22 protein-coding genes are annotated in these 21,981 nt (G+C 63.9%); 8 read left to right on the forward strand and 14 right to left on the reverse strand.

Annotated elements, in window-relative coordinates:
- Nucleotides 1-25: 25 nt before the first annotated feature.
- From prfB to ACTPOI_RS18900, 3 genes are all read right to left on the reverse strand, one after another.
- A protein-coding gene (gene prfB / locus ACTPOI_RS18890) for a peptide chain release factor 2 (RefSeq protein WP_440111540.1) occupies nucleotides 26-1,130 on the reverse strand; the annotation gives its coding sequence in 2 pieces (ribosomal slippage) (nucleotides 26-1,048 and nucleotides 1,050-1,130; 1,104 coding nt in all).
- A gap of 200 nt (nucleotides 1,131-1,330) precedes the next feature.
- The gene (locus ACTPOI_RS18895) at nucleotides 1,331-2,245 is read right to left on the reverse strand and encodes an alpha/beta fold hydrolase (protein ID WP_440111542.1); all 915 of its coding nucleotides are present in this window, start codon (nucleotides 2,243-2,245) and stop codon (nucleotides 1,331-1,333) included.
- A gap of 159 nt (nucleotides 2,246-2,404) precedes the next feature.
- Entirely contained in the window at nucleotides 2,405-3,253 is an 849-nt protein-coding gene (locus ACTPOI_RS18900; RefSeq protein WP_440111544.1) for a DNA-formamidopyrimidine glycosylase family protein, read from the reverse strand.
- A gap of 320 nt (nucleotides 3,254-3,573) precedes the next feature.
- Here ACTPOI_RS18900 and ACTPOI_RS18905 point away from each other — a divergent pair, with 320 nt between their 5' ends.
- On the forward strand, nucleotides 3,574-4,635 hold the full coding sequence (locus ACTPOI_RS18905) for an aldo/keto reductase (RefSeq protein WP_440111546.1): 1,062 nt from the start codon (nucleotides 3,574-3,576) through the stop codon (nucleotides 4,633-4,635).
- 125 nt (nucleotides 4,636-4,760) lie between these two features.
- On the opposite strand, the gene ACTPOI_RS18910 is transcribed toward ACTPOI_RS18905, so the two are convergent.
- Complete coding sequence (locus ACTPOI_RS18910) at nucleotides 4,761-6,188, reverse strand: M20 family metallopeptidase (protein ID WP_440111548.1); 1,428 nt, start codon at nucleotides 6,186-6,188, stop codon at nucleotides 4,761-4,763.
- A gap of 32 nt (nucleotides 6,189-6,220) precedes the next feature.
- The gene (locus ACTPOI_RS18915; protein WP_440111550.1) at nucleotides 6,221-7,219 is read right to left on the reverse strand and encodes a Bug family tripartite tricarboxylate transporter substrate binding protein; all 999 of its coding nucleotides are present in this window, start codon (nucleotides 7,217-7,219) and stop codon (nucleotides 6,221-6,223) included.
- A gap of 174 nt (nucleotides 7,220-7,393) precedes the next feature.
- On the opposite strand from ACTPOI_RS18915, the gene ACTPOI_RS18920 reads away from it, so the two are divergent.
- The 3 genes from ACTPOI_RS18920 to plsY all read left to right on the forward strand — a co-directional run bounded on the left by ACTPOI_RS18920 (nucleotide 7,394) and on the right by plsY (nucleotide 9,615).
- Nucleotides 7,394-8,350 (forward strand): LysR family transcriptional regulator, encoded by a 957-nt coding sequence (locus ACTPOI_RS18920; protein WP_440111552.1) that lies wholly within the window; start codon nucleotides 7,394-7,396, stop codon nucleotides 8,348-8,350.
- Nucleotides 8,351-8,420: 70 nt separating this feature from the next.
- Nucleotides 8,421-8,912, forward strand: coding sequence for an aminoacyl-tRNA deacylase (locus ACTPOI_RS18925; protein ID WP_440111554.1), 492 nt, complete (start codon nucleotides 8,421-8,423; stop codon nucleotides 8,910-8,912).
- Between the two features lie 31 nt (nucleotides 8,913-8,943).
- On the forward strand, nucleotides 8,944-9,615 hold the full coding sequence (plsY, locus tag ACTPOI_RS18930; RefSeq protein WP_440111556.1) for a glycerol-3-phosphate 1-O-acyltransferase PlsY: 672 nt from the start codon (nucleotides 8,944-8,946) through the stop codon (nucleotides 9,613-9,615).
- Between the two features lie 51 nt (nucleotides 9,616-9,666).
- Here plsY and ACTPOI_RS18935 read toward each other — a convergent pair whose 3' ends face one another.
- The 3 genes from ACTPOI_RS18935 to ACTPOI_RS18945 are packed head-to-tail and all read right to left on the reverse strand — an operon-like array spanning nucleotide 9,667 to nucleotide 11,914.
- Entirely contained in the window at nucleotides 9,667-10,686 is a 1,020-nt protein-coding gene (locus ACTPOI_RS18935; protein ID WP_440111558.1) for an HD-GYP domain-containing protein, read from the reverse strand.
- Between the two features lie 22 nt (nucleotides 10,687-10,708).
- Nucleotides 10,709-11,398, reverse strand: coding sequence for a retropepsin-like aspartic protease family protein (locus ACTPOI_RS18940; RefSeq protein ID WP_440111560.1), 690 nt, complete (start codon nucleotides 11,396-11,398; stop codon nucleotides 10,709-10,711).
- 30 nt (nucleotides 11,399-11,428) lie between these two features.
- The gene (locus ACTPOI_RS18945) at nucleotides 11,429-11,914 is read right to left on the reverse strand and encodes a YajQ family cyclic di-GMP-binding protein (RefSeq protein ID WP_440111562.1); all 486 of its coding nucleotides are present in this window, start codon (nucleotides 11,912-11,914) and stop codon (nucleotides 11,429-11,431) included.
- 76 nt (nucleotides 11,915-11,990) lie between these two features.
- Between ACTPOI_RS18945 and murB the strand changes: the two genes are divergently transcribed.
- The gene (murB, locus tag ACTPOI_RS18950) at nucleotides 11,991-13,067 is read left to right on the forward strand and encodes a UDP-N-acetylmuramate dehydrogenase (RefSeq protein ID WP_440111564.1); all 1,077 of its coding nucleotides are present in this window, start codon (nucleotides 11,991-11,993) and stop codon (nucleotides 13,065-13,067) included.
- Nucleotides 13,068-13,169: 102 nt separating this feature from the next.
- Here the strand turns inward: murB and ACTPOI_RS18955 are convergent, their stop codons facing one another.
- The 6 genes from ACTPOI_RS18955 to ACTPOI_RS18980 all read right to left on the reverse strand — a co-directional run bounded on the left by ACTPOI_RS18955 (nucleotide 13,170) and on the right by ACTPOI_RS18980 (nucleotide 19,200).
- A complete protein-coding gene (locus ACTPOI_RS18955; RefSeq protein WP_440111566.1) occupies nucleotides 13,170-15,533 on the reverse strand; it encodes an ATP-binding protein in 2,364 nt (787 codons plus the stop codon).
- 8 nt (nucleotides 15,534-15,541) lie between these two features.
- The gene (locus tag ACTPOI_RS18960) at nucleotides 15,542-16,057 is read right to left on the reverse strand and encodes a molybdopterin-dependent oxidoreductase (RefSeq protein WP_440111568.1); all 516 of its coding nucleotides are present in this window, start codon (nucleotides 16,055-16,057) and stop codon (nucleotides 15,542-15,544) included.
- A gap of 112 nt (nucleotides 16,058-16,169) precedes the next feature.
- A complete protein-coding gene (gene argG / locus ACTPOI_RS18965) occupies nucleotides 16,170-17,507 on the reverse strand; it encodes an argininosuccinate synthase (RefSeq protein ID WP_440111570.1) in 1,338 nt (445 codons plus the stop codon).
- A gap of 33 nt (nucleotides 17,508-17,540) precedes the next feature.
- Nucleotides 17,541-17,858, reverse strand: coding sequence for a pyrimidine/purine nucleoside phosphorylase (locus tag ACTPOI_RS18970; protein ID WP_440111572.1), 318 nt, complete (start codon nucleotides 17,856-17,858; stop codon nucleotides 17,541-17,543).
- A gap of 177 nt (nucleotides 17,859-18,035) precedes the next feature.
- Nucleotides 18,036-18,683: a glycine zipper 2TM domain-containing protein gene (locus ACTPOI_RS18975; protein ID WP_440111574.1), complete on the reverse strand. Its 648-nt coding sequence runs from the start codon at nucleotides 18,681-18,683 to the stop codon at nucleotides 18,036-18,038.
- A 130-nt stretch (nucleotides 18,684-18,813) separates the two neighbouring features.
- The gene (locus ACTPOI_RS18980) at nucleotides 18,814-19,200 is read right to left on the reverse strand and encodes an arsenate reductase (RefSeq protein ID WP_440111576.1); all 387 of its coding nucleotides are present in this window, start codon (nucleotides 19,198-19,200) and stop codon (nucleotides 18,814-18,816) included.
- 48 nt (nucleotides 19,201-19,248) lie between these two features.
- On the opposite strand from ACTPOI_RS18980, the gene folC reads away from it, so the two are divergent.
- The 3 genes from folC to ACTPOI_RS18995 are packed head-to-tail and all read left to right on the forward strand — an operon-like array spanning nucleotide 19,249 to nucleotide 21,976.
- On the forward strand, nucleotides 19,249-20,574 hold the full coding sequence (gene folC, locus ACTPOI_RS18985; RefSeq protein ID WP_440111578.1) for a bifunctional tetrahydrofolate synthase/dihydrofolate synthase: 1,326 nt from the start codon (nucleotides 19,249-19,251) through the stop codon (nucleotides 20,572-20,574).
- Nucleotides 20,575-20,596: 22 nt separating this feature from the next.
- Entirely contained in the window at nucleotides 20,597-21,457 is an 861-nt protein-coding gene (locus tag ACTPOI_RS18990) for an SPOR domain-containing protein (protein WP_440111580.1), read from the forward strand.
- Nucleotides 21,458-21,487: 30 nt separating this feature from the next.
- Entirely contained in the window at nucleotides 21,488-21,976 is a 489-nt protein-coding gene (locus ACTPOI_RS18995; RefSeq protein ID WP_440112693.1) for a CvpA family protein, read from the forward strand.
- Nucleotides 21,977-21,981 lie beyond the last annotated feature (5 nt).

The following is a 21,981-nucleotide window of genomic DNA, read 5'->3' on the forward strand; positions in this document are numbered from 1 at the left end:
CGGCCAGGGGCGTGGGTTGCGTCATTTACACGCCCTGCTTGAGCGAGGCTTCGATGAACGCGTCGAGGTCGCCGTCCAGCACCTTTTGCGTGGCCGAGATTTCGACGTTGGTGCGCAGGTCCTTGATGCGGCTGTTGTCCAGCACATAGCTGCGGATCTGGTGGCCCCAGCCCACGTCGGTCTTGGTGTCCTCCAGCTTTTGCTGCTCTTCCTGGCGCTTGCGCATTTCAAAGTCGTACAGGCGCGAGCGCAGGCGCTGCCACGCGATGTCGCGGTTGCCGTGCTGGCTGCGGCCGTCCTGGCACTGCACCACGATGCCGGTGGGGATGTGCGTCAGGCGCACGGCCGAGTCGGTCTTGTTGATGTGCTGCCCGCCCGCGCCCGATGCGCGGTAGGTGTCGGTGCGCACATCGGCCGGGTTGATGTCGATCTGGATCGAGTCATCGATCTCGGGGTAGACGAACAGCGAGGCGAACGAGGTGTGGCGGCCGCCGGACGAGTCGAACGGGCTCTTGCGCACCAGGCGGTGCACGCCGGTTTCGGTGCGCAGCAGGCCGTAGGCGTACTCGCCCTCGACCTTGATGGTGGCGCTCTTGATGCCGGCGACGTCGCCCGCGGTTTCTTCCTCGACCGTGGTCTTGAAGCCCTTGCGCTCGGCGTACTTGAGGTACTGGCGCAGCAGCATGCTGGCCCAGTCGCAGGCCTCGGTGCCGCCGGCACCTGCCTGGATGTCGACAAAGCAGTTGAGCGGGTCGGCCTCCATGCGGAACATGCGGCGGAACTCCAGCTGCTCGATCTCGGGCTTGAGCTTGGCGGTTTCGGTCTCGATGGTCATCAGGCCATCGTCATCGCCTTCTTCCTTGCTCATCTCGAACAGTTCGGCGTTGTCGGCCAGTTCCTGCGTGAGGCGGTCGAGCGTGAGCACCACGCCATCGAGCGATTTCTTTTCCTTGCCCAGCTCCTGCGCCTTCTTGGGGTCGTTCCAGACGGCAGGGTCTTCGAGCGAGGCGTTTACCGTGCGCAGACGTTCAAATTTGGCATCGAAGTCAAAGATACCTCCGTAACTCTTGCGTTCGCACCGCCAGGTCAGAAAGGGTGTTGCCGATGAGGTTGATGCGTTCTGCGTCCATGATGCTTGCCTTGGGTGTTCTGTGGAGTAACCCGCGATTTTCTCATGGGATGGGGTGCGGCCCAGCCAATGGCCCTTGGCATGGCTGCGCAGCGTGACGATGTGCCGGAAGGCTAGCGCCCTTCAGTTCTGACTAATCGAAAATGATAGCAATGGGGGCATATGAATCAAGCGCTACAGCCCGTTTTGGCTTGAAAACGCTCAGGGGAGGGCCAGAAAGTCCTCGATCAGGCGTGCGACCTGCTGCGGCTGGTCGTGGTGCAGCATGTGCCCCGCTTCGGTCACCACCGCCTGCCGGCAGTCAGGCACATGGCTCAGCCGCTGGTGGTATTCATTCAGGTCGTAGCGGCCCTTCCACCATTGGCCCAGGCTGTCGCTGTCGGCCTCCACGGCCAGCACGGGGGCGGTGATGCGCTCATAGATGGCCAAAGATTCGTCCAGCCTGAAAAGCTGGGCGCTGGTGATCTTGTGCGCCGGGTCGCCCAGGATTTCCCAGCGTCCCTCTGCGTTGGGGCGGGCCCAGTGCTGCGCCAGCCACTCGGCCTTGTCGCGCGACAGGCGGGGGTTGGTCTTCATCAGGCGCTGCGCCACGCCCTCGGCGGTGTCGTAGCTTTTCAGCGTCTTGTCGCCTGCATGCAGGTGCTTGATCTCGTCGATCCACTGGGCATAGCGGGTGGGGGCCTGGGCGGGCCGGGTGGCGGGCATGCCAAAGCCCTCCAGATTGACCAGGCGGCGCACACGCTGGGGGCGCACGCCGGCATACATCATGGCCACGTTGCCGCCCATGCTGTGGCCCACCAGGTCCACGGCCTCGCCGGGTGCGTAGTGGTCCAGCAGCAGGTCGAGGTCTGCCAGGTAGTCGGCAAACACGTAGTGGTCCACAGGCCCGCCCGAGCTCAGGCCAAAGCCGCGCCAGTCGGGCGCGATGATGCGGCGGTCGCCCTGCAGCGCGTCCACCGCAAACTGGTATGAGGCGCTCACATCCATCCAGCCGTGCAGCAGCACAAGCGTGGGCAACCCATCGCCAGACGCTTCCGGCCCCCAGTGGCGTACGTGGTATTGAAGATGGCGCATGGCCAGGGTGCTGCTGCGAGAGGGCTTGGTCGGGATGTACATGGCAGTGGCGCAGGGCAGGCGCAGACGGCGGATCGAGGTAGGGACGATGCAAACACAGGGGGCGCGTGGTGCGCGCTCGTGCCGCAATGGTATTCGGCGGTACTGGCGTACAGCGCGGCGGGCTGTCGCCTTGGTGGCTGTACCTGGTGCCGGCGTGTCCTAACGCTTGTGCGTGCTAGGTTCTGTGCCCTGCGCTGCACCTTTGCGCCTTCGAGGCTTAGCCGCTTTGGCGGAAGGTTCGGCACGGGCGGCACCCGCACCGGACGCGGGTGCCGGGGCGCCGTACTGCACCTGGCACACTTCGCAAAAGTAGCTTTGCCGCATGTGCGTGCCCAGCTTGGCCCGCGCGAGCGGCACATTGCAGCGGGTGCACAGCGTCTTGCGGTGGGCCAGCCAGTGCTGCTTGAGTACGAACGCCTTTTTCCACGCCAGAAAGTCGAAGCTGTATTGCCGGGCCTCTTTCACCAGCTCGCGCAGCTTGGGCGCGGGCAAGGCACCGATGGTGGAAAGCGGGTGTAGGCGGATGCGGTACAGCACCTCGTTCTTGATGATGTTGCCCACCCCCGCAAACAGGTCCTGGTCCAGCAGGGCATCGCACACCAGCGTGTCGGGCTGCGCGCGCAGGCGCTTGAGCGCCAGGGCAGGGTCCCATGCGTCCGACAGCACATCGGCCTTCCAGTCGTACGCGTCATCCAGCGGGCCTTCGATGAACTTCACCGAGCAGCTGTAGAAGTTCAGCTCGCCCGCGTCGAAGCCCAGGCCCAGCCGCACCGGTGCATCCTTGCGTTCGTTGATGCGATAGCTGCCAAACAGCAGAAAGTGGATGCGCAGGCTGAAATCCGGCAGCTCCAGCAAAAAGTGTTTGCCCCAGCTGCGCACGCTCACGATGGGCTGGCCCAGCAGGCGTTCCTTGTCGACGGAGGTGTTGCCCTCGACCCGGCGCACGGTCTGGCCTGCAAAGGCCGCGGCCTGTTCGCGCAGGATGAGGATGGACGGGCCTTCAGGCATGGTGTGCTGTTAATGGCGGTAGGTAGCCGTCATTGTTTTGTGCCCCTGCGCGGTGTCCTGTAGTCCGTATTCGCTTTGCATCACCGGCCCCGGCTGGCGGGCCGTAGCCACCGCCGGCAGTGCATTGCATCGGCACGGCGACTGCACGTTCGACTTCAAGCCGGAACGGGCCGCACGCGATTTGGCATTCGCTTGTACCATCCCCGGCTGCCTCTGCGCGGCGGCCTCACCACTGCGGCGCGGCGCCTGTTCACGAGCCCAGGCCTGCCTGATTACCTGGGTTCCTTCCCCCGTTTTCCATCCTTTCGGAGCCCTCACGAATGAACACAGTCCGTCTCGGTCAGAGCGACCTGCATGTCACGCCCATCTGCCTGGGCACGATGACTTTTGGCGAACAGGTCAATGAAGCCGACTCGCATGCCATCCTGAGCCATTCGCTGGCCCAAGGCGTGAACTTCATCGACACGGCAGAGATGTACTCGGTGCCTGCCAAGGCAGAGACCTGTGGCTCCACCGAGACCATCATCGGCAACTGGTTTGCCAAGAACCCCGGGGCACGCCAGAAGCTGGTGGTGGCCACCAAGGTGGCCGGCCCATCGCGCGGCATGCCCTGGGTGCGCAATGGCACCGGCATGTCGGCGGCGGATATCGTGGCGTCGTGCGAGGCCAGCCTGCGCCGGCTTCAAACCGAGGTGATCGACCTCTACCAGATCCACTGGCCCGAGCGCCATGTGCCCGCCTTCGGCACCATGTACTACAACCCCGAAAAGGAAACGTCCGCCACACCGATCCGCGAGCAGCTGGAGGCGCTGGCAGGCCTGGTGAAGGCGGGCAAGGTGCGGTACATAGGCCTGTCCAACGAAACGCCATACGGCGTGCACGAGTTCGTGCGCCTGGCCGAACAGCATGGCCTGCCGCGCGTGGCCACGGTGCAAAACCCTTACTGCCTCATCAACCGCACCTGGGAAAACGGCATGGACGAAACCTGCCACCGGCTGGACGTGTCGCTGCTGGCGTACTCGCCCCTGGGCTTTGGCCTGCTGACGGGCAAGTACGACAACAGCGGCATCACGGGCGACGGTGCCCCCAAGGGCGCGCGCATTTCCACGTACGAATCAGTGCGCAAGCAGCGCTGGGGCCGCCCCGAGGCGCTGGAGGCTTCGCGCCGCTACAATGCACTGGCCCGCGAAAACGGCATGACGCCTACGCAAATGGCGCTGGCGTTCTGCTACACCAAGTGGCAGGTGGCCAGCACCATCATCGGCGTGACATCGATGGCGCAGCTGGACGAAGACCTGGCCGCCTGGGGCACCACGCTGACGCCTGAAATGCTCAAGGAAATCGACGCGATCCGCTGGGAGCTGCGCGACCCGGCGCTGTAATGGCTCCGCCCTGAGTCGCCTGGGGCGCCTTCCCTCCCGAGGGGGCGACACCATCGCTGCGCTGCGGCCTTTGCTGGGTGTCTCTCGCTTGGGCCGCGCCAGTTTTGGCGGTTGTTGCTTACCGTTCAGGCATCTGCTGCAGTTTGTGCTGCCAAGGCGCCTTCCCGCCACGGTGTGCCCTGTGGCTCGCCCAGGTCCCAGAACAGCCCGGCCATCACCGCCAAACCTTCGCGCGCCACCGGGGCCAGCAGGTGCTCGTTGGGCGCGTGCTGGGCGCAGGCCGGGTACGAGTGGGGGACCCACAGGGTGGGCAGGCCCAGCTGGTCGGCAAAGATGTCGTTGGGTAGCGAGCCCGCCAGGTTGGGGAGCAGCGTGGCCGGCTGGCCGGCACTGGTTTGCAGCGAGGCCAGCGCCCAGTCCACCCACGGGTTGTGCAGATCCAGCCGCGTCGCACCGCACTGCATGCCCAGGGTGATCTCGACCGCCTGGAATCCATGCGCGTCCAGGTGCTCGCGCAGCGTAGCCTGCACGTTCTGCCAGTCGGTGCCCACGACAAATCGCAGCTGGCAGTGCGCCACGGCCTGTGCAGGTATGGCGTTGATCGGCCGCTGGGCGTTGCCTGCACCCAGCGCCAGTACCTCCAGCGTGTTCCACCCCACCAGCTGTTCAGCTGGCGTAAGGCCTGGCTCGCCCCAGCCGGGCGTGAGCGCCGGGTCGTCGGCGCCCGCGCCAATCACGACATCGCTGAGTGCCGTGCGCAGCTTGTCGGGTACTGCGGGCGGCAGCAGGCCCTTGACCAACATGCGGCCTTTGGCGTCCACCAGCGTGGCCAGCGCGTGGGTCAGCACCGTGGCAGGGTTGGCCAGCACGCCGCCCCAGTTGCCCGAGTGGTAGGCCTTGTCGCGGCTGCGCACGCTGAGCGCAAAGTTGATGGCGCCGCGTGACCCCAGGAAGAGGGTGGGGCGGGCTGCATTCACACGGGGGCCGTCGCTCGCCAGAAACAGGTCTGCCTTCAACGCATCGCGGTGCAGTTCGCAGAACGGGCCAAGACCTGGCGAACCCGCCTCTTCGCCCATCTCCAGCAGCAGGGTCACGTTGTAGCCAAGCTGCCCGCCGCGGGCCTCGATGGTGTGAGCCAGCGCGGCAAGGCTCACGGTGTGCTGGCCCTTGTTGTCGGCCGTGCCCCTGCCATACCAGCGTTCGCCTTCCATGGTCAGCGTCCAGGGGGACAGGCCCTCGCGCCACTGGCTGTCCTGCCCGTTGACCACGTCGCCGTGGCCGTAGGTGAGCACGGTGGGCAGGGCAGGGTCTTCCACCCGGCGGGCCACCAGCAAGGGGCCACCCTGCGGTGAGGGGTTGTCCAGCACCTGGCATGTGAAGCCCAGGGGCGTGAGCCACGGCACCATTTCGTCGGTGAGGTAGGTGCGCAGTTCGGGCGGCAGCTTGCCGGTGTCGCTTTCGGTGCGCCAGGCCACGCGGCGCCGCAGGTCGGTTGCAAAGCGGCCATCGTCAAAGTAGCGGTGAACGCTGGCGATGAGTTGCTCTCGGGTCATGGTGCGGGTCCTCTGATGTGCGGTTGCTTGCTTCACTCCACCACGATCTGTGCGCGGTGGGCGAGGGCGCGGTAGCGCCCGATCTCGTCGTCGATCACGGCGCGGGTGGCTGCGGGCCCGAGGTGCACGGGCTCCATGCCTTGTGCGCGCATCTGCTCTTGCAAGCCGCTGTCGCGGGTTACGGCTTCCACTTCGGCCACCAGTTTCCGGATGACGGTTTGGGGCGTTCTGGCGGGGGCAGCAATGGCGTACCACGCATCGAAGACCGCGTCGGGCAGCTTGAGCTCTTCCACGGTGGGAACACCCGGCAGCATGCTGGATCGCGACTTGCCGGCAATGGCCAGTGCACGCAGCTTGCCCGCCTTGATCTGCGGGGCGGCCGCAGCCACGGTGTCGATGCCCAGCTGGATCTCGCCGCCGATCAGGGCCATCAGCGACTGGCTGCTGCCGCGGTAGGGAACGTCCTGCAGCCTGATGCCTGCGGCCTGCTCCAGCAGTGTGCCCGCCAGATGCGGACCCGAGCCGGACCCGAAGGTGGCGTAGTGGATGCTTTTGGGTGCTGCCTTGGCCGCGGCAATCAGCGCGTTGAGGTCCTTGTACGGCGAGCTGGCGCTGACGACCAGCACCAGGGGCGCCCGCGCGACCGTAGCCACCGCGACCAGGTCACGGGCGGGGTCGTAGGGCAGTTTGCTGCGCAAGGCAGGGTTGACCGTGTAGCTGGTGGAGCCTGAGACCAGCAGCGTGTAGCCGTCGGGTTCGGCACGCACCACGGCTTCGGTGCCGATGATGGTGGCGGCGCCGGGCTTGTTGTCGATGACAACCGGTGTACCCAGGCGGGAGGAGAGCTTTTGCCCCAGCGCGCGGGCTACCGCATCGGTGCCCCCACCCGGCGGAAACGGAACCACCATGCGGATGGGGCGTTGCGGCCAGGCGTCGGCTGGGAGCGGCGTCTGGGCTTGGGCCAGGCTGGCATGGCCCATCAGGGCCACCAGGCTTGCGCTGAGGAAAGAAGCTCGAACAAGACGTTTCATAAAGACTCCGTGGATCAGGCCCGGGCAGCGCGAGGTCGCATGGCATATGCGGTGCGACGCGCGCAAGGGCATGGGTAATTGGAGCCTCAAGCCATGCCAGATGGATGCTGGTTTACCATTGCCTGGAATAGAGATTTGGCAACTGAGCGTTGCCTGTTTGTGATTTAAAAAGCCATGCCGGTTTCATTACTCAGCCTGCCCTTGCGCTACTTTCTGGAGGTGGCTCGCAGCGGCTCGGTCAACCAGGCCGCGCAGCGCCTGCATGTGGCAGCCTCGGCCGTGAGCCGCCAGCTGGGCAAGCTGGAGGACAGCCTGGGTGTGGTGCTGTTCGAGCGCCAGGCGCGCGGCATGGCCTTGACCGAAGCGGGCACCCGGCTGCTGGCGCATGCCAGCGCACACGATGCGCAAGCGATGGACCTGGTCGCTCAATTGCAGGATCTGTCTGCCCAGGGTGCGGTGCGTGTGCGGCTGGCCTGTACCGAGGGGTTTGCGGCCGGGTTCATGCCGACCGTGATGGCGGCGTTCAGGCAGGCGCATCCACAGGTGCAGCTGCAGCTTCAGGTGGCAGTGCCGCAGGAGGTTTCAGCACTGGTGCTGCGGGGCGAGGCTGACCTCGCGCTGAAGTACAGCGTGGCGCCCGAGAAGGGGTTGCAGGTGCTGCACTCGGCCATTGCTCCCATCTACGCCATCATGCCCACGCACCATCCGCTGGCACGCCAGCGCAGCGTGTGCGTGGCCGATGTAGTGCGCTACCCGCTACTGCTGGGTGCGGGCAACACCACGGGCCGGCAGCTGTTTGACCTGAGCTGCGCCGTGCAAGGCCTGCGCTATGTGCCTGCCGTCGAGAGCAATTTTTCGTCTGCATTGCTGCCCTTGCTCAGTGGGCAGGATGTAGTGCTGGCCAGCTACCTGACGGCCGCGCGCTGGGTGGAGGCAGGCATGCTTGCGGCCCGCCCCTTCGATGACGCGCAGTTGCAACAGCGGCGCCTGCAGGTGCTGGCCACCGAAGGCCGTGTGCAGTCGGCCATGGTGCAGCAGTTCACGCAGGCGCTGGTGGTGGCCATCGAGCAGTACGGCAAGCGCAAGGTGGGGCGGCGGCGCAAGGCGGCGGCGCCCGCCGCGGCGTTTTGACAGCTGCGCAGCTGCACACGTCCTCCTTGTTCGGATACCGGTACCATCGTTTCCCTGCCCGCACCGCACCATGGCCAAGAAAGAACACGTCTCCGAAACCCAGGCTACCCAGTTGCTCAAGGCAAACAAGGTGGCGTTTACCGAACATCCCTATGAGTACCTTGAGCACGGCGGCGCCATGCACAGCGCCGAGGTACTGGGGCTCGACCCGTTCACCGTGGTGAAGACGCTTGTCATGCAGGACCAGGACGCCAAGCCGTTGCTGGTGCTGATGCATGGCAACCGCAAGGTGTCCACCAAGAACCTGGCGCGCCAGATCGGTGCGAAGTCGGTAGAGCCTTGCACACCTGAGGTGGCCAACCGCCACAGCGGGTATCTGGTGGGGGGCACGTCCCCGTTCGGCACGCGGCGCAGCATGCCCGTGTACATCGAGGAAACCATTCTCGGACTGCCCCGCATTGCCATCAATGGCGGGCGGCGGGGGTTTCTGGTGCAACTGGACCCACAGGTCTGCGTGCAGTTGCTGGCGGCTACGCCCGTGCGTTGCGCGCTGGCAGAATAACCGGTTACACGCACGACTCCGAGGACCCGTCTTGACTGCCACCTACCCCATCCTGGCCGCGCTGGCCGCTTATCTGCTGGGCTCGCTTTCCTTCGCCGTGATCGTGACCCGCGTGATGGGCCTGAGCGACCCGCGCACCTACGGCAGCAAGAACCCTGGCGCTACCAATGTGCTGCGGTCCGGAAGCAAGGCGGCTGCCATCATCACCCTGTTGCTGGACGCCGTGAAGGGCTGGCTGCCGGTGGCGCTGGTCATGTGGTACGGCGAACCCTATGGCCTGGATGACGGGACGGTCGCGCTGGTAGGGCTGGCGGCATTCCTGGGCCATTTGTGGCCGGTGTTCTTTCGCTTCGAGGGTGGCAAGGGCGTGGCCACGGCCCTGGGTGTGCTCGTCGGTATCAGCGTGTGGCTGGGGCTGGCTACCGCGGTGACCTGGCTCATCATCGCGTTCTTCTTCCGCTACTCGTCGCTCGCATCGCTGGTGGCCGCGGCCTTTGCGCCGGTGTACTACCTCCTGGTCGATGGCGTCGTCTGGTACGCCGAGGGCACCATCGCGGGCGCGATTGTGGTCATGGGGATGCTGCTGGCGTGGCGCCACAAGGAGAACATCCAGCGCCTCATCCAGGGCAAGGAGTCGCGCCTGGGTGCGGGCAAATCAGGCAAGGCTGCAGCGGGCGGGGCGGGTAAGCCGCCACTGAAGTAATCGGCTTCGCTGCATGGCCGCCACAGGGGCAGCCGTGCGACCTGGAGGACCCTAAAGGCTTCCGGGTCGGGTGACCAGATCGCGCAGCCTGGTGCTGTGCTGGGCTGCGTACAGCCCCAGCCGTACCATGGTGCGGTGGTTCAGGTCCACGCTGACAGCCGCGCGTGCCAGGGCTGACTGGATTCTCGGCTTGCCATTGGCGGTCTGGTACAGACTGGGCTCCGCGTGATGGTTCCCACTCTGGTCGAGCAGGCTGGCTACCAGCGGCAGATTGGCCTTGTCGCTGCGGCGCAGGACGATGGCTGTGTCGCCGTTGTCGAGTTTCACAAACGTGCCGGGCGGGCAAAGCCCCACCGAGCGGACGAGCGTGTAGCTGACCTCATCGCGCTGATCGATTTCCTGCCCGACGATCGCGCGCACGGAATCGGTGGCGCTCCGGCCCGCACGTGATTTGCGCGGGCTGATCATGGCTGCGTAGCGGTCGATGGTGCTCAGGATGCGGCTGAGGCGGTCCACCGGCTCCTGAGCGGCCAGGGGCACCCTGTCTGCCACATTCGCGTGGTGCTGCCCGACCACTTCAAGCCAGAGCGCATCGGCCACGAACAGCCGCTCCAGCATGGCCTGGCTTTCTTCGGGGTGGCTGCGGATGGCCTCTTGCTGTGCCGGCGTAGGCCGCTCACGCTGGCCGGCCAGTTCATCCTGCAGCGCCGTCATTCCGATGTTCATTGTGAGCGCAGCTCGCACAAGGCTGTCCCGTTCGCCACGGGGAAGGTCCAGTTCCTGGGCCATGATGTGGCATAGCGTGCCGCACACCAGCGCGTGCGAGGTGCTGTACCCCACGGTCGAGGTGCCCGCCAGCTGGAACATCAGGTACAGCGCGGCGTCGATATCGTGCGCCACGAGATCCTGCAACCAGCTGTCAAACTGCCTGATCTTGGATGCGAAATCCTGCACGCGCAGCGGCCGAGACAGCACGACCGAAAGCGCCGACTCCAGGTCTGACCACAGACCCAGCAGATCTTCGTATTCGTCCTCATGGCGTTGGTGGCCGGGGCTGGAGTGCGCGGACATCAGTTCGTTCTTTGAACAGTGATCAGTTGCGCTTTTCCAGCACCATCTGCTCGTTATTACGCGTCATTTGAAAGCTGGTGAGAAAGCTGTTGCCCAGTAGCACGTAGGGCATCGCCTGCGGAGTGACGATGGCTTCCACGCCGAACACTTCCACGTCACCAATCCGTACCGAATCAAGCTTGAGCCGCCAGCCCTGGGCGACGCCATTGGCTGTATTCATGCGCACGGGCTCTGCGCTCTGGTACGCCAACCCCAGGCGATCCGCATCAGGGCGGCCGATGGCGATGGTGGATGCACCGGTGTCCACCATGTACTGCATGACCTTGCCGTTGATGAGACCGCTGTTGATGAAGTGCCCCCTGCTATCGGCGTTGAGAACGATCCGGCGTCCGCTGCCCCCCCGATTGCCGACGCTCACCGGGGCTTCGCCCAACCGGAGGCTACGGCGCGCGCCCTTGATCTCGATGGTGGTTTCGTCACGTGTCACCGCAATGACCTTGACGCCCTCAAACTCATCACCCGCGCCCAGGGCGCGCGGCGGATAGGCATCGACCACCAGAAGCGCCTTGTTGCCCAGCACCCCCGCCAGAGCCACGGATTGCGCCAGGACAGGGCTCGTTGCCAGCACCGCTGCTGCAGAAACCGCGGCAACGGCAGCGAGACGTCTACCGGCGGGGATCAGGCTTGTCATGGGCAGTGATATTTCGCGCATGGAAGCTCGGAAGCGGCGCCGCAGTTCACGTCAGTCACGGAAATTGTCGAACGACAGCGGCACATCGGTGACGTCCTTGCGGATCAGCGCCATAGCCGCCTGCAAGTCGTCGCGCTTGGCTCCAGTCACCCGTACCTTGTCTTCCTGGATGGCGGCCTGTACCTTCAGCTTGCTCTCCTTGAGCAGCTTCTGGATCTTCTTGGCGAGCTCGCTCTCGATGCCGTTTCGCACCTTGATGACCTGTTTGACCTTGTCGCCACCCATCTTTTGCACGTCGCCCATGTCGAGAAAACGGACATCCACGTTGCGCTTGGTGAGCTTGTTGCGCAGGACGTCCTCAATCTGCGTTAGCTGAAATTCGGCGTCACCGATCAGGGTGATGTCCTTGTCCTTGATCTCGATGCTTGCAGAGGTTCCCTTGAAGTCGAACCGGGTGCCAATTTCCTTGGTGGTGTTCTCGACGGCGTTCTTCACTTCAACGAGGTTGGCTTCGCAGACGGTGTCAAAAGATGGCATGGTGAACTGTATTGTGGACTCGGGTGTGGTGGGCGTAGCGTGTCGCTGCCTGGGGGCGGGTGCGACAATCGCGTTAATGGTAGTCGAGAAAAACGTCCCCCTGCAGCCGTGGAACACCTTCGGCATTGCAGCCCGCGCCCAGCAGCTCGTGCGAATTCGTTCGGTGTCGGACTTGCTCGCAGTGGTCAATGACCGCGCGCTGGCACCGCTTCCCAAGTTTGTGCTCGGTGGCGGCAGCAACATCGTCTTGACGGGGGATGTAAAGCCGGTAGTGCTCAAGATCGAGATCAAAGGCCTTCGTCTGGTCGAAGAAACGGCAAAAGCATGGATCGTCGAGGCCGGCGCGGGCGAAGCGTGGCACGACTGTGTGCTCTGGACGCTGTCGCACGGTTTCCCCGGGCTGGAGAACCTTGCGCTCATTCCGGGGACGGCGGGCGCGTCGCCGGTGCAGAACATCGGCGCCTATGGCGTCGAGCTGCAGGACCGCTTCGAATCGCTGGACGCGGTCGACCTCTGGACTGGCCAGACGTTCACGCTCGATGCGGCCCAGTGCGGGTTCGGCTATCGCGATTCCGTGTTCAAGCATGCGCCTGCCGCGCAACCGGAGGACGGAGCGGGCTTGCCGCGCAGCATGGGGCTGGGAGGACGGGCTGTGATTACGCATGTGCGCTTCAGGTTGCCAAAGCCGTGGAAGCCCGTACTGGGCTATCTGGACCTTGAGCGGCGGCGCCTCGAGGCTGGAATTGAGCAGCCCGATGCCCGGCAGATTTGCGACTGGGTTTGCGAGATCCGCCGCTCCAAGCTGCCAGATCCCGCGGTGGTGGGTAACGCTGGCAGCTTCTTCAAGAATCCGACCGTCACGCCCGAGCAGTGTGCTGACATCATTGCCCGCGAGCCCCGGATCGTGCACTACCCCATGCCGGACGGTTCCATCAAACTCGCCGCAGGCTGGCTGATCGACGCGTGCGGGTGGAAGGGGAAAACCATTGGCAAGGCGGGTGTGTACGAAAGGCAGGCACTGGTGCTTGTGAACCGTGGCCATGGCGATCACAGCGTGACGGGTGGCGAGGTCATGACGCTCGCCAAGGCGATCCAGACCAGCGTGTACGAGCGTTTCGGCATCCGGCTGGAGCCTGAACCTGTGGTGGTCTGAGCCGTTGCGCACGGCGCTGTGCGGTCTTTGCTTGGCCATGGCAACAGAGGACCGCGAGTGAAGGGTGAGGAGCCTTCCAGGCCGGTACCTGTCCGCAGGGCGTCAACCCGCCTTTTCGTTGGGCGCAGGGATGTGCCTTTCAGGCAGCGCTTCGATGTCCGTGAAGCCCATCCGGACGCACAGCGCGTGCGCCATCGCCCAGGCCTCCAACAGCTCGTCGGGCGAAGGAAGGCCGGCGTCTGACCCCGGTTGGGCCTTCTCCAGCCGAAGCGCGATGGCTGCCAGCCGGTGAAAGCCCAGGTTGGCCGCCGCGCCTTTGAAAGCGTGGGCAGTGGTCGACAGATCTGCCGACCCGGGTGTGCGCATGGCCCCGAGCAGGGCATCCATGGCGCCGGACTCATCCTGGAAGAAGCTGCCCAGTAACGAACGGTACCCTTGCGCCGATACGCCGATACAGACCTCGCCCACCATCTTCATGTCCATGTGGGTTTCCAGGTCCCCGGGCCTGAAGCGCCTCCGGGGTTTCCGTGGCGCAGGCGCTGATGCGCCGGGCTGCGGCAGCCCATTCACGGCGAAGGGCGGCTCGGGCTCCGTGCGCGTGCCAGCCTGGGCAGGCGCCCCACGCATGCCAAACAGGTCTGTCATGGTTGCCTGCAGGACGCCTGCGTTGACAGGCTTGCTGATGAATGCAGTCATGCCTGCCTCGGCAGCCTTGAGACGTGTTTCTGCAAAGACGTCTGCGGTAAGTGCAATGACCGGCAACGACGCGCTGCCTGGGTTTGAGCGTATGCGGCGTGTCGCCTCAAACCCATCCATCACCGGCATGTGCAGATCCATCAATACCAGGTCATAGGTTTCGGCGGTTGCGGCGGCGAAAGCCTGCTCGCCATTTTCCGCAAACGCGGTGGTGTGGCCCATGTCCTGTAGCAAGGCACCCATGTACTTGCGATTCACTGCCTGGTCATCGGCAACGAGGATGCGAAGACCTTGTACGTCTGCCGGGCGGGTCACCGCAGCCGCCTCCTGTACCACTGGTACGCGCTGTTCCGGCGCCTCAGCCGTGACCAGTGGCAATTGCACGGTGAAGGTGCTGCCGTGTCCGGGCTCGCTGGTCACGGAAATGTCGCCCCCCATCCGCCGCGCCAGATTTCTGGAGATCTCAAGCCCGAGTCCGGTGCCGCCAAACCGGCGCGATGTGCTCGCGTCGCCCTGCGTGAATCGTTCGAACAGTCTCGCCAGCGTGGGCGCATCCATGCCGATGCCCTGGTCTGCCACGGTGATCTGCAGTGGATAGATGTTGCCGGGCTGGATCTTCTGTGCAGCTGCGTAGCGCTCGATGGAGACGCTCACACGGCCCGCATCACTGAACTTGATGGCATTGGTGACCAGGTTCAGGACAATTTGCTTGAGACGGGTGCCGTCCGCGGAGACCCAGGGCGGCAGATCCGACGCGCGAGCGATCTCGAACTGCAACCCTTTCTGCTCCGCCAGGGGGCGCATGAGGCGCTCGATATCCGTAAGGAGCGGCTCCAGTTCGACCAGCACAGGATGAATGCTCATCTTGCCCGTCTCCATCGCCGAGACATCGAGAATGTCGTTGAGCAACGTGAGGAGGTGGTCCGCGGAGTTGCGGGCGGTCAGCACGAATTCGTGCTGACTGGACGAGAGCGGGCTTCGTTCCAGCATCGTGAGCATGCCCAGCACGCCGTTGAAGGGCGTGCGCAACTCGTGGCTCATGTTGGCCAGGAACTGGCTCTTGCCGCGGTTGGCAGCTTCCGCAGCGAGATTGGCCGCCCGGAGGTTCTGGGTAAGCAGCTCCAGTGCTGCGCGTTCCTTTTCCTGACGGCGCTGTCGCATTGCGAGGGCTACGGCAGCGATCAGGAGGAAGACCAGCTGGCCCAGGATCAGCGCCATGATCTGGCTGCTTTGCTCGAGCATGGTCGACTCCTGCTCCTCCAGCAGGCGCGCCGTGTGGCGCGTGGCGACCATCGTCAGTTCCTGCACTTCGGGGCCGATGCTGTTGAGCTCGTCCACCAGTTGTGCCAGTTCCTTGCGCGTGGGCTTTGCCGGAGGCTGCAAGACGGCATCGATGCGGGCAACAAGTGCTTGCAGCCGCGGCATGATCCGCGTGTATTCGATCTGTTCCTGCACGGCAGACGCGCTGGGCGTGTCATGCATCAGCTGAAACCGGCTTGCAAAGATATCGCTGCGCAGCAGCAGCGTCTGCTCGTCGACAGGGCCCGTGCTGCGCGCGTTGACCTCCAGCACATGGCGCAACCGCAGAAATTCGCGCTCCAGCTGGAACGCCAGCGCCGTGATCGAGTCGCTGCGGAGGTCCGCACTCTTGCGTATGGCCTGCTGCTGGGTGAACTGCAGCAGCAAAAGGACGGCCATGGCGGCCGCCATCATGGCTGTCCCAAGCGCCAGCCACAGAAGGTGGCGCTGACTGACGAGACGCTCGGGCATCAAAAGAATCAGTCCACCGTCAGGGACTTCAGTTGCCAGGCCGACCGACCGAAGTATGTCGCGGTCTTGAGTTCGGACTTGGTGTCAAAGGGATAGATGATGAAAAGCGGTCCTTTGGTGCGCACAGAGATGGGCTGGTCATTGATCCGGTGGGCCACGATCACGTCAAAAGCTTGCGCATCATCCATCGGAATGGTGGTCTTGTAGTCGTTCAATGCCAGTGCAGTCAGGGTCTTTCCCTTTGCCTTGGCGGCGGCCAGCACATCGCGCAGCAACGGCCCGGTGAATTTGGTGGGTTGCTTGTCCCAAGGTGTTGTCGTGACAAAGGTACGCTGAGGCAGTGCCTCGATCATCGCCATGTCAAATGTTGCCGTCTTGCCCTGGTTGGCTTCCCCCACGTTTCCACTGATAGTCAGAACGACCGGTCCGGTTGGCATGGGCAAGGCAAACGCTGCTGCGGACAGCAAGAAACCACTGACGATCTGCACACCGCGGCGCGTGATCAACTGGACGAGACTGGACATGACGCTTCTCCGTAGGGGTATTGAAGTGTCATATTTTATGCTAAAAATGATTTAAGTGATGTAAAAAAAGGCCGTTACATCGTACGGCCTTTTCTCTTTTTTGCAACAGACCTTATTGGTGGCCTGCGGTCACGCGAAGCAGATCGTTTTGCGAGTCGGGCAAAAGCAGCCCGGCGCGGGCATAAACCCCGAGCTTGCCGCGCGTGTCGGAGATATCCAGGTTGCGCATCGTCAGCTGGCCGATTCGGTCCAGCGGAGAGAAAGGCGCGTCTTCCACCTTCTCCATCGACAGGCGCTCTGGCGCATAGGTCAGGTTCGGACTTTCGGTGTTGAGCAGTGAGTAGTCGTTGCCACGGCGCAGCTCCAGGGTGACCGTTCCGGTCACGGCGCGTGCCACCCAGCGTTGTGCGGTTTCGCGCAGCATGATGGCCTGCGGATCGAACCAGCGGCCCTGGTAGAGCAGTCGGCCGAGCTTCAGCCCGTTCATGCGGTACTGCTCAATGGTGTCTTCGTTGTGGATGCCGGTCACCAGACGCTCGTACGCAATGTGCAAAAGCGCCAGCCCTGGGGCTTCATAGATGCCGCGGCTTTTGGCTTCGATGATGCGGTTCTCGATCTGGTCGCTCATGCCCAGGCCGTGACGGCCGCCAATGCGGTTGGCTTCGAGGATCAGCTCCACCGGGTCGGCGAACTCGATGCCGTTCAGTGCCACGGGTTGGCCTTCCTCGAAGCGGACCGAAACCTCTTCGCGCTTGACTTCGACGTCATCCTTCCAGAAGGCAACGCCCATGATCGGGTTGACGATGCGGATGCCACTGGACAGGAATTCGAGATCCTTGGCTTCGTGCGTGGCGCCCAGCATGTTGCTGTCGGTGCTGTAGGCCTTCTCTGCGCTCATCTTGTAGCCAAACCCCGCCTTGGTCATGAAGGCCGACATTTCTGCGCGGCCACCCAGTTCGTCGATGAACAGCTGGTCCAGCCAGGGCTTGTAGATGCGCAGGGATGGGTTGGTCAGCAGCCCATACCGGTAAAAGCGTTCGATGTCGTTACCCTTGAAGGTCGATCCGTCGCCCCAGATGTTGACGTCGTCCTCCTTCATGGCTGCTACCAGCATGGTGCCGGTCACGGCACGTCCCAGCGGAGTGGTATTGAAGTAGGTCAGGCCGCCCGTAGAGATGTGGAAGGCGCCGGCTTGCAGGGCTGCGATGCCTTCATGGGCCAGTTGCACCCGGCAGTCGATCAGCCGGGCCTGTTCGGCGCCGTATTCCATCGCCTTGCGTGGAATGGCGTCGTAGTCCGGCTCATCAGGCTGGCCCAGGTTGGCCGTGTACGCGTAAGGCACTGCGCCCTTGAGCTTCATCCAGTGGAGTGCAGCGCTGGTGTCCAGGCCACCCGAGAAAGCGATGCCGACCTTTTGGCCGATAGGGAGGTGTTGAAGGATGGTTGCCATATGCAGTGGGCTGTAAGTAGGAAAACAGAGGGCTCAGCCGAAATGGCAGATGTAGTGATATGGCTCAGTGACGCGGATGTCGAATTTGGAGTTGCCGGGCACACTGAATTTCTCGCCTGCAGACGACTTGATCCACTGGTCGGTCCCGTCGAGCTTGTACTCACACGAACCGCCCACGCATTCCATGATTTCGGGAGCGCCGGTGTTGAAGGTCAACGTGGCGGGCAGCACAACGCCTACCGACTTCTTGGTGCCGTCGGCAAAGGTAATGCCGTGGCTGACGCACTTTCCGTCAAAGTAAACGTTGGCCTGGGTCGTGACGGACACGCCGTCGATCTTTTCGGTGGTCATGAATGCGGTGCCTGAAATGGGAGAAACCACTGATTTTAGGGTAGGGCGGAAAGGTGCTTGCGGCACCGTGCAGAAGATGTACGGTGTGTGCCATTGCAAAAAAAAGGAGCCAGCATGGCTCCTTTCAATCAGTTCGCACATTTCGGCGATCAGCGAGTGCCTGCCGCCCCGCCCCAGCTATCGCCAGTAGGGGTTGCGATGAGGAGGGTAGCGGCCGTCGTATCCGTACTCGATCACGGTGACGGGGGGCGTGATGTAAGTCGGTTGCTGATAAACCGGGCCGCGGGGATAAGTGGAGGTGACCACCCCCGGCTGGCTGTAAACCCCGTTGGGGGCGTAGGGGTCCGGCCGTGTGGTGTAAGTCTGGCCCGCGGGCTGAACCGTCAGCGGGATCCAGCCGCCAGGATCGTTCTGGGTGCGGGTGCTGTACTGGCGCCCTGCGTATTCGTACACCACGTCGTAGCCTACGGTGCGGTTTTCGTAATAGGTCTCGGTCGTGCAGCGCTGCACGTTCTGGTACTGCGGCTGGCCGCCTTCGATCTGGTTGCCCAGCACGGCACCGCCGATCAGCCCGATCGCCGTGGCTGCGGCTCGTCCGCTGCCCTTGCCGATGGCATTGCCAGCAGCGCCCCCTGCAATGGCGCCCACTACAGCTCCGGCACCCGTGGTCCGGTTGCCGTTGTAAACCGTCTCGTTACCGCACACCTGCTGCGGGGTGGCCACTTGCTGGACGATGGGCGTGGCCGACAGAACGCGGCCCTGTTCTTGGGCGTTGGCAAAACCGGCGACGGCCACCAAGGACGCAAAAGCGATGGTTGTTTTCATGGAAGAAATCCTTTCGGTGGGTACATAACGCGCCAAACCGAGGAAAAGTTTAGGCCCGGGCGGTCAAAGCGGTGCGGTTTGCCCGTAAATCTGCGTAAAGATTCGTGCGATCTGTCCGGTTTGACGGCTGTCACGGGGAGACGCTGCCCAGTGCCCACGCTTCCCACTGCTCCGGGGTGTAGCCGACCGTGATCAAACGGTGACCCCCACGCCGCAATTCGACCACGGGCCGCTTGATGAGACTGGGCTGAGCGGTCATCAACGCGCTGGCGGTCGAAGCGTCGACGACGGCGCTCTGGGTCGGCGCGTCGAGCTTGCGCCAGGTGGTGCCATTGCGGTTCACCAGTTTTTGCCAGCTGACCGCTGCGGTCCAGCGGTCCATCGCCTCAGGTGGCACGCCTTGTTTCTTGAAATCATGAAACTCGTGGGAAAGCGCGTGGGCGGTGAACCATGCCCGGGCTTTTTTCACCGTATCGCAGTTGGGAATTCCGAAGAGGGTGATCTGGGTGGATGTCATGGCTGCCATCATGCTCGAACTGTGCGCTGGGCGACAATCAGCGGCTGTATGCAAATCAAACCGACTACCCTCGAAGGCTGGCTCCGCCACTGCGAACAACTGCACCCTGTGGGCATCGACATGGGTCTTGACCGTGTGCGTGAAGTGGCGCGCAGGCTTGACCTGCGCTTTGAGTGCCCAGTGATCACGGTGGCAGGCACCAACGGAAAAGGTTCGACCTGCGCCATGCTCGAGGCCGTGGCCCTGCAGGCTGGCTACCGCACGGGCGTGTACACGTCACCCCACCTGGTGCATTTCGAGGAGCGATGCCGTGTGCACGGTGAAATCGTCAACGCTACAGAGTTGATAGCGCACTTTGAAGCCGTGGAAAGCGCAAGGGTGCAAAATGGCCACGAAGTTTCGTTGACGTACTTCGAGTTCAGCACGCTGGCCATCCTTCGCCTCATGAGCCACGCCAAGCTCGATGTCGCCATCCTGGAAGTAGGCCTTGGCGGGCGTTTGGATGCAACGAACATCATCGACACCGACTGCGCCATCATCACGAGCATCGACATCGACCATGCCGAGTTCCTGGGGCCTGACCGCGAAAGCATTGGCCGGGAGAAGGCGGGCATCATGCGCTCAGGTCGGCCAGCCATCGTCGGCGACCCGATGGCCCCGCAAAGTGTCATCGATCACGCCACGGAAATCGGTGCGGAGGTCTGGCGCTTTGGCCATGACTTCAACTTCTCGGGCGACAAGCAGCAATGGAGCTGGGCCGGGCGGGGCAGACGATATGCCGGTCTGGCGTACCCGTCGTTGCGCGGCGCTAACCAGCTGATCAATGCCTCCGGCGTGCTCGCGGCCTTCGAGGCCATTCGTGATCGCCTTCCAGTGACGGCGCAGGCCGTGCGAAACGGCATGGCCATGGTCGAGCTGCCCGGCAGGTTCCAGATTGTTCCGGGTCAGCCGACGCTGGTGCTGGACGTGGCGCACAACCCTCATTCTGTGGCGGCGCTGACGGCCAACCTGGATGCCATGGGGTTTTTTCCGACGACGCACGCCGTGTTTGGTGCGATGGCCGACAAGGATCTGGCCCCCATGCTCGCCAAGGTGGGCCCCCTGATCGACCGCTGGTATTTCACGAACCTGCCGACGGCGCGTGCGGAATCTGCAGCAGGGCTGCAGCAAAAGTGGAATGCGGTGCAGATGGTGGCTGGCGGCCGCCGGGAGGTGACATCTTCCTTGCACGCAGACCCCATGGCGGCGCTCCAGGCAGCGGTCGCCGCGGCGGACCCCGCTGATAGAATCGTGGTCTTTGGCTCGTTCTACACGGTAGGCGGCGTTCTGGTGAATGGAACGCCTCGCTTGCAGGCCAAACATCTGGGCGCTTAAGGTCCGCACGAGTTATCACTCCATGGCATTTTTCAAGTTTCGGTGGCCCGGTCAGGGTGAGCAAAAGCAGACCGACAAGCCGGTGAAGCGCCCACGTACATCCCCCCAGGCAGAAACCGTTGAAGCCATGCGGCGCCGTGCGCGGCACCGGCTGATTGGCGCAGCTGTGCTGGTGCTGATCGGTGTAGTGGGGTTCCCCCTTCTGTTCGATACCCAGCCGCGCCCGATCCCGGTAGACATCCCGATCGAGATTCCCGACCGCAACAAGGTTGCCCCGCTAGTGGTGCCTGGCCCGGCCGTATTGCCACCGCCGTCGGCGACGGCTGCAAAACCGGCAGTTGCTGCGGTGACGGACTCAGGCGCAGCTTCGGTGACAGCTCCGGGCCGTATTGCAACTGCGCCGCCGCACAAGGGAGCCATTGGGGCAGGACTTTCGGATGGCGAGGAACTGGTAGCGCCTGCAGCGCGCGTGCCTGCATCCAGGCCCGCTCCGTTGCCTGCTACTCCCAAGCCTGAAACCAAACCCGAGCCAAAGCCTGAACCGAAACCTGCTGCGCCCGCAGAGCCAAAGCCTGCAGCAAGACCCGATGACGCCAGCAGGGCGCGTGCGCTGCTGGAGGGGCGCGCAACGGACACCCCTGCGGCGGCCGAGGAAGCCCGGTTCATCGTTCAGGTGGGTGCTTTTGCAGACGCAGACAAGGCCCGCGAGGTGCGGGCCAAGGTCGAACGTGCCGGGCTCAAGACTTATGCCCAGGTGGTAGACACCAAGGACGGCAAGCGGACCCGCGTGCGGGTAGGGCCGTTTGGCAACCGCGCCGAGGCCGACAAGGCTGCGGTCCGCGTGAAGGCGCTGGATTTACCCGCCTCGGTGTTGACGCTCTGAGGCGCCGGGGTGGCTCCATTACCGGGTGATATGGCCGCGCTGGACTGGATATTTGCAGGTGTGCTCCTCGCATCGATGTGCATCGGCGCGTGGCGCGGCTTGGTCTACGAGGTGTTGTCAGTGCTGGGCTGGGTGACGGCTTTCTTTGTGGCCCAGTGGTTTGCCGCGGACATGGCGGCGATGCTCCCGATGGGCGAGTCCAGTGACACGCTCCGGTATGCAGCGGGCTTTGTACTGGTGTTTGTGGCCACCGTCTTTGCTTGCGGAGTGCTGGCGTGGGTCGCCAAGAAGCTGATCGAAGCCATTGGCCTCCGGCCCGCGGACCGCATGCTCGGCGCTGCGTTTGGACTGTTACGGGGGCTCGTGCTGTTGCTGGTGGCTACGGTGGTCGCGGGTCTGACTCCTATCGGCGAAGCGGTGTGGTGGCAGGAGTCCCAGGCCGCGCCGCTTCTGGCTGACGCGCTGCGGGGGCTTGGCCCCTTGTTGCCCAAAGAATTTGCAAGGCATCTGCCTGCTTGAAGAAT

The sequence above is a fragment of the Acidovorax sp. BL-A-41-H1 genome, from assembly GCF_051942715.1.

Bases quoted from the DNA above. Each gene is read 5' to 3' on its own strand.
- ACTPOI_RS18925 (WP_440111554.1), top strand. From the start codon at position 8,421: ATGGCCAAGAAAGAACACGTCTCCGAAACCCAGGCTACCCAGTTGCTC.
- ACTPOI_RS18915 (WP_440111550.1), bottom strand. From the start codon at position 7,219: ATGAAACGTCTTGTTCGAGCTTCTTTCCTCAGCGCAAGCCTGGTGGCC.
- ACTPOI_RS18900 (WP_440111544.1), bottom strand. From the start codon at position 3,253: ATGCCTGAAGGCCCGTCCATCCTCATCCTGCGCGAACAGGCCGCGGCC.
- murB (WP_440111564.1), top strand. From the start codon at position 11,991: ATGGTAGTCGAGAAAAACGTCCCCCTGCAGCCGTGGAACACCTTCGGC.
- ACTPOI_RS18990 (WP_440111580.1), top strand. From the start codon at position 20,597: ATGGCATTTTTCAAGTTTCGGTGGCCCGGTCAGGGTGAGCAAAAGCAG.
- folC (WP_440111578.1), top strand. From the start codon at position 19,249: ATGCAAATCAAACCGACTACCCTCGAAGGCTGGCTCCGCCACTGCGAA.
- ACTPOI_RS18905 (WP_440111546.1), top strand. From the start codon at position 3,574: ATGAACACAGTCCGTCTCGGTCAGAGCGACCTGCATGTCACGCCCATC.
- ACTPOI_RS18980 (WP_440111576.1), bottom strand. From the start codon at position 19,200: ATGACATCCACCCAGATCACCCTCTTCGGAATTCCCAACTGCGATACG.
- ACTPOI_RS18895 (WP_440111542.1), bottom strand. From the start codon at position 2,245: ATGTACATCCCGACCAAGCCCTCTCGCAGCAGCACCCTGGCCATGCGC.
- ACTPOI_RS18940 (WP_440111560.1), bottom strand. From the start codon at position 11,398: ATGCGCGAAATATCACTGCCCATGACAAGCCTGATCCCCGCCGGTAGA.
- ACTPOI_RS18970 (WP_440111572.1), bottom strand. From the start codon at position 17,858: ATGACCACCGAAAAGATCGACGGCGTGTCCGTCACGACCCAGGCCAAC.
- ACTPOI_RS18920 (WP_440111552.1), top strand. From the start codon at position 7,394: ATGCCGGTTTCATTACTCAGCCTGCCCTTGCGCTACTTTCTGGAGGTG.
- argG (WP_440111570.1), bottom strand. From the start codon at position 17,507: ATGGCAACCATCCTTCAACACCTCCCTATCGGCCAAAAGGTCGGCATC.
- ACTPOI_RS18955 (WP_440111566.1), bottom strand. From the start codon at position 15,533: ATGCCCGAGCGTCTCGTCAGTCAGCGCCACCTTCTGTGGCTGGCGCTT.
- ACTPOI_RS18910 (WP_440111548.1), bottom strand. From the start codon at position 6,188: ATGACCCGAGAGCAACTCATCGCCAGCGTTCACCGCTACTTTGACGAT.
- ACTPOI_RS18935 (WP_440111558.1), bottom strand. From the start codon at position 10,686: ATGTCCGCGCACTCCAGCCCCGGCCACCAACGCCATGAGGACGAATAC.
- ACTPOI_RS18995 (WP_440112693.1), top strand. From the start codon at position 21,488: ATGGCCGCGCTGGACTGGATATTTGCAGGTGTGCTCCTCGCATCGATG.
- ACTPOI_RS18960 (WP_440111568.1), bottom strand. From the start codon at position 16,057: ATGTCCAGTCTCGTCCAGTTGATCACGCGCCGCGGTGTGCAGATCGTC.
- ACTPOI_RS18975 (WP_440111574.1), bottom strand. From the start codon at position 18,683: ATGAAAACAACCATCGCTTTTGCGTCCTTGGTGGCCGTCGCCGGTTTT.
- ACTPOI_RS18945 (WP_440111562.1), bottom strand. From the start codon at position 11,914: ATGCCATCTTTTGACACCGTCTGCGAAGCCAACCTCGTTGAAGTGAAG.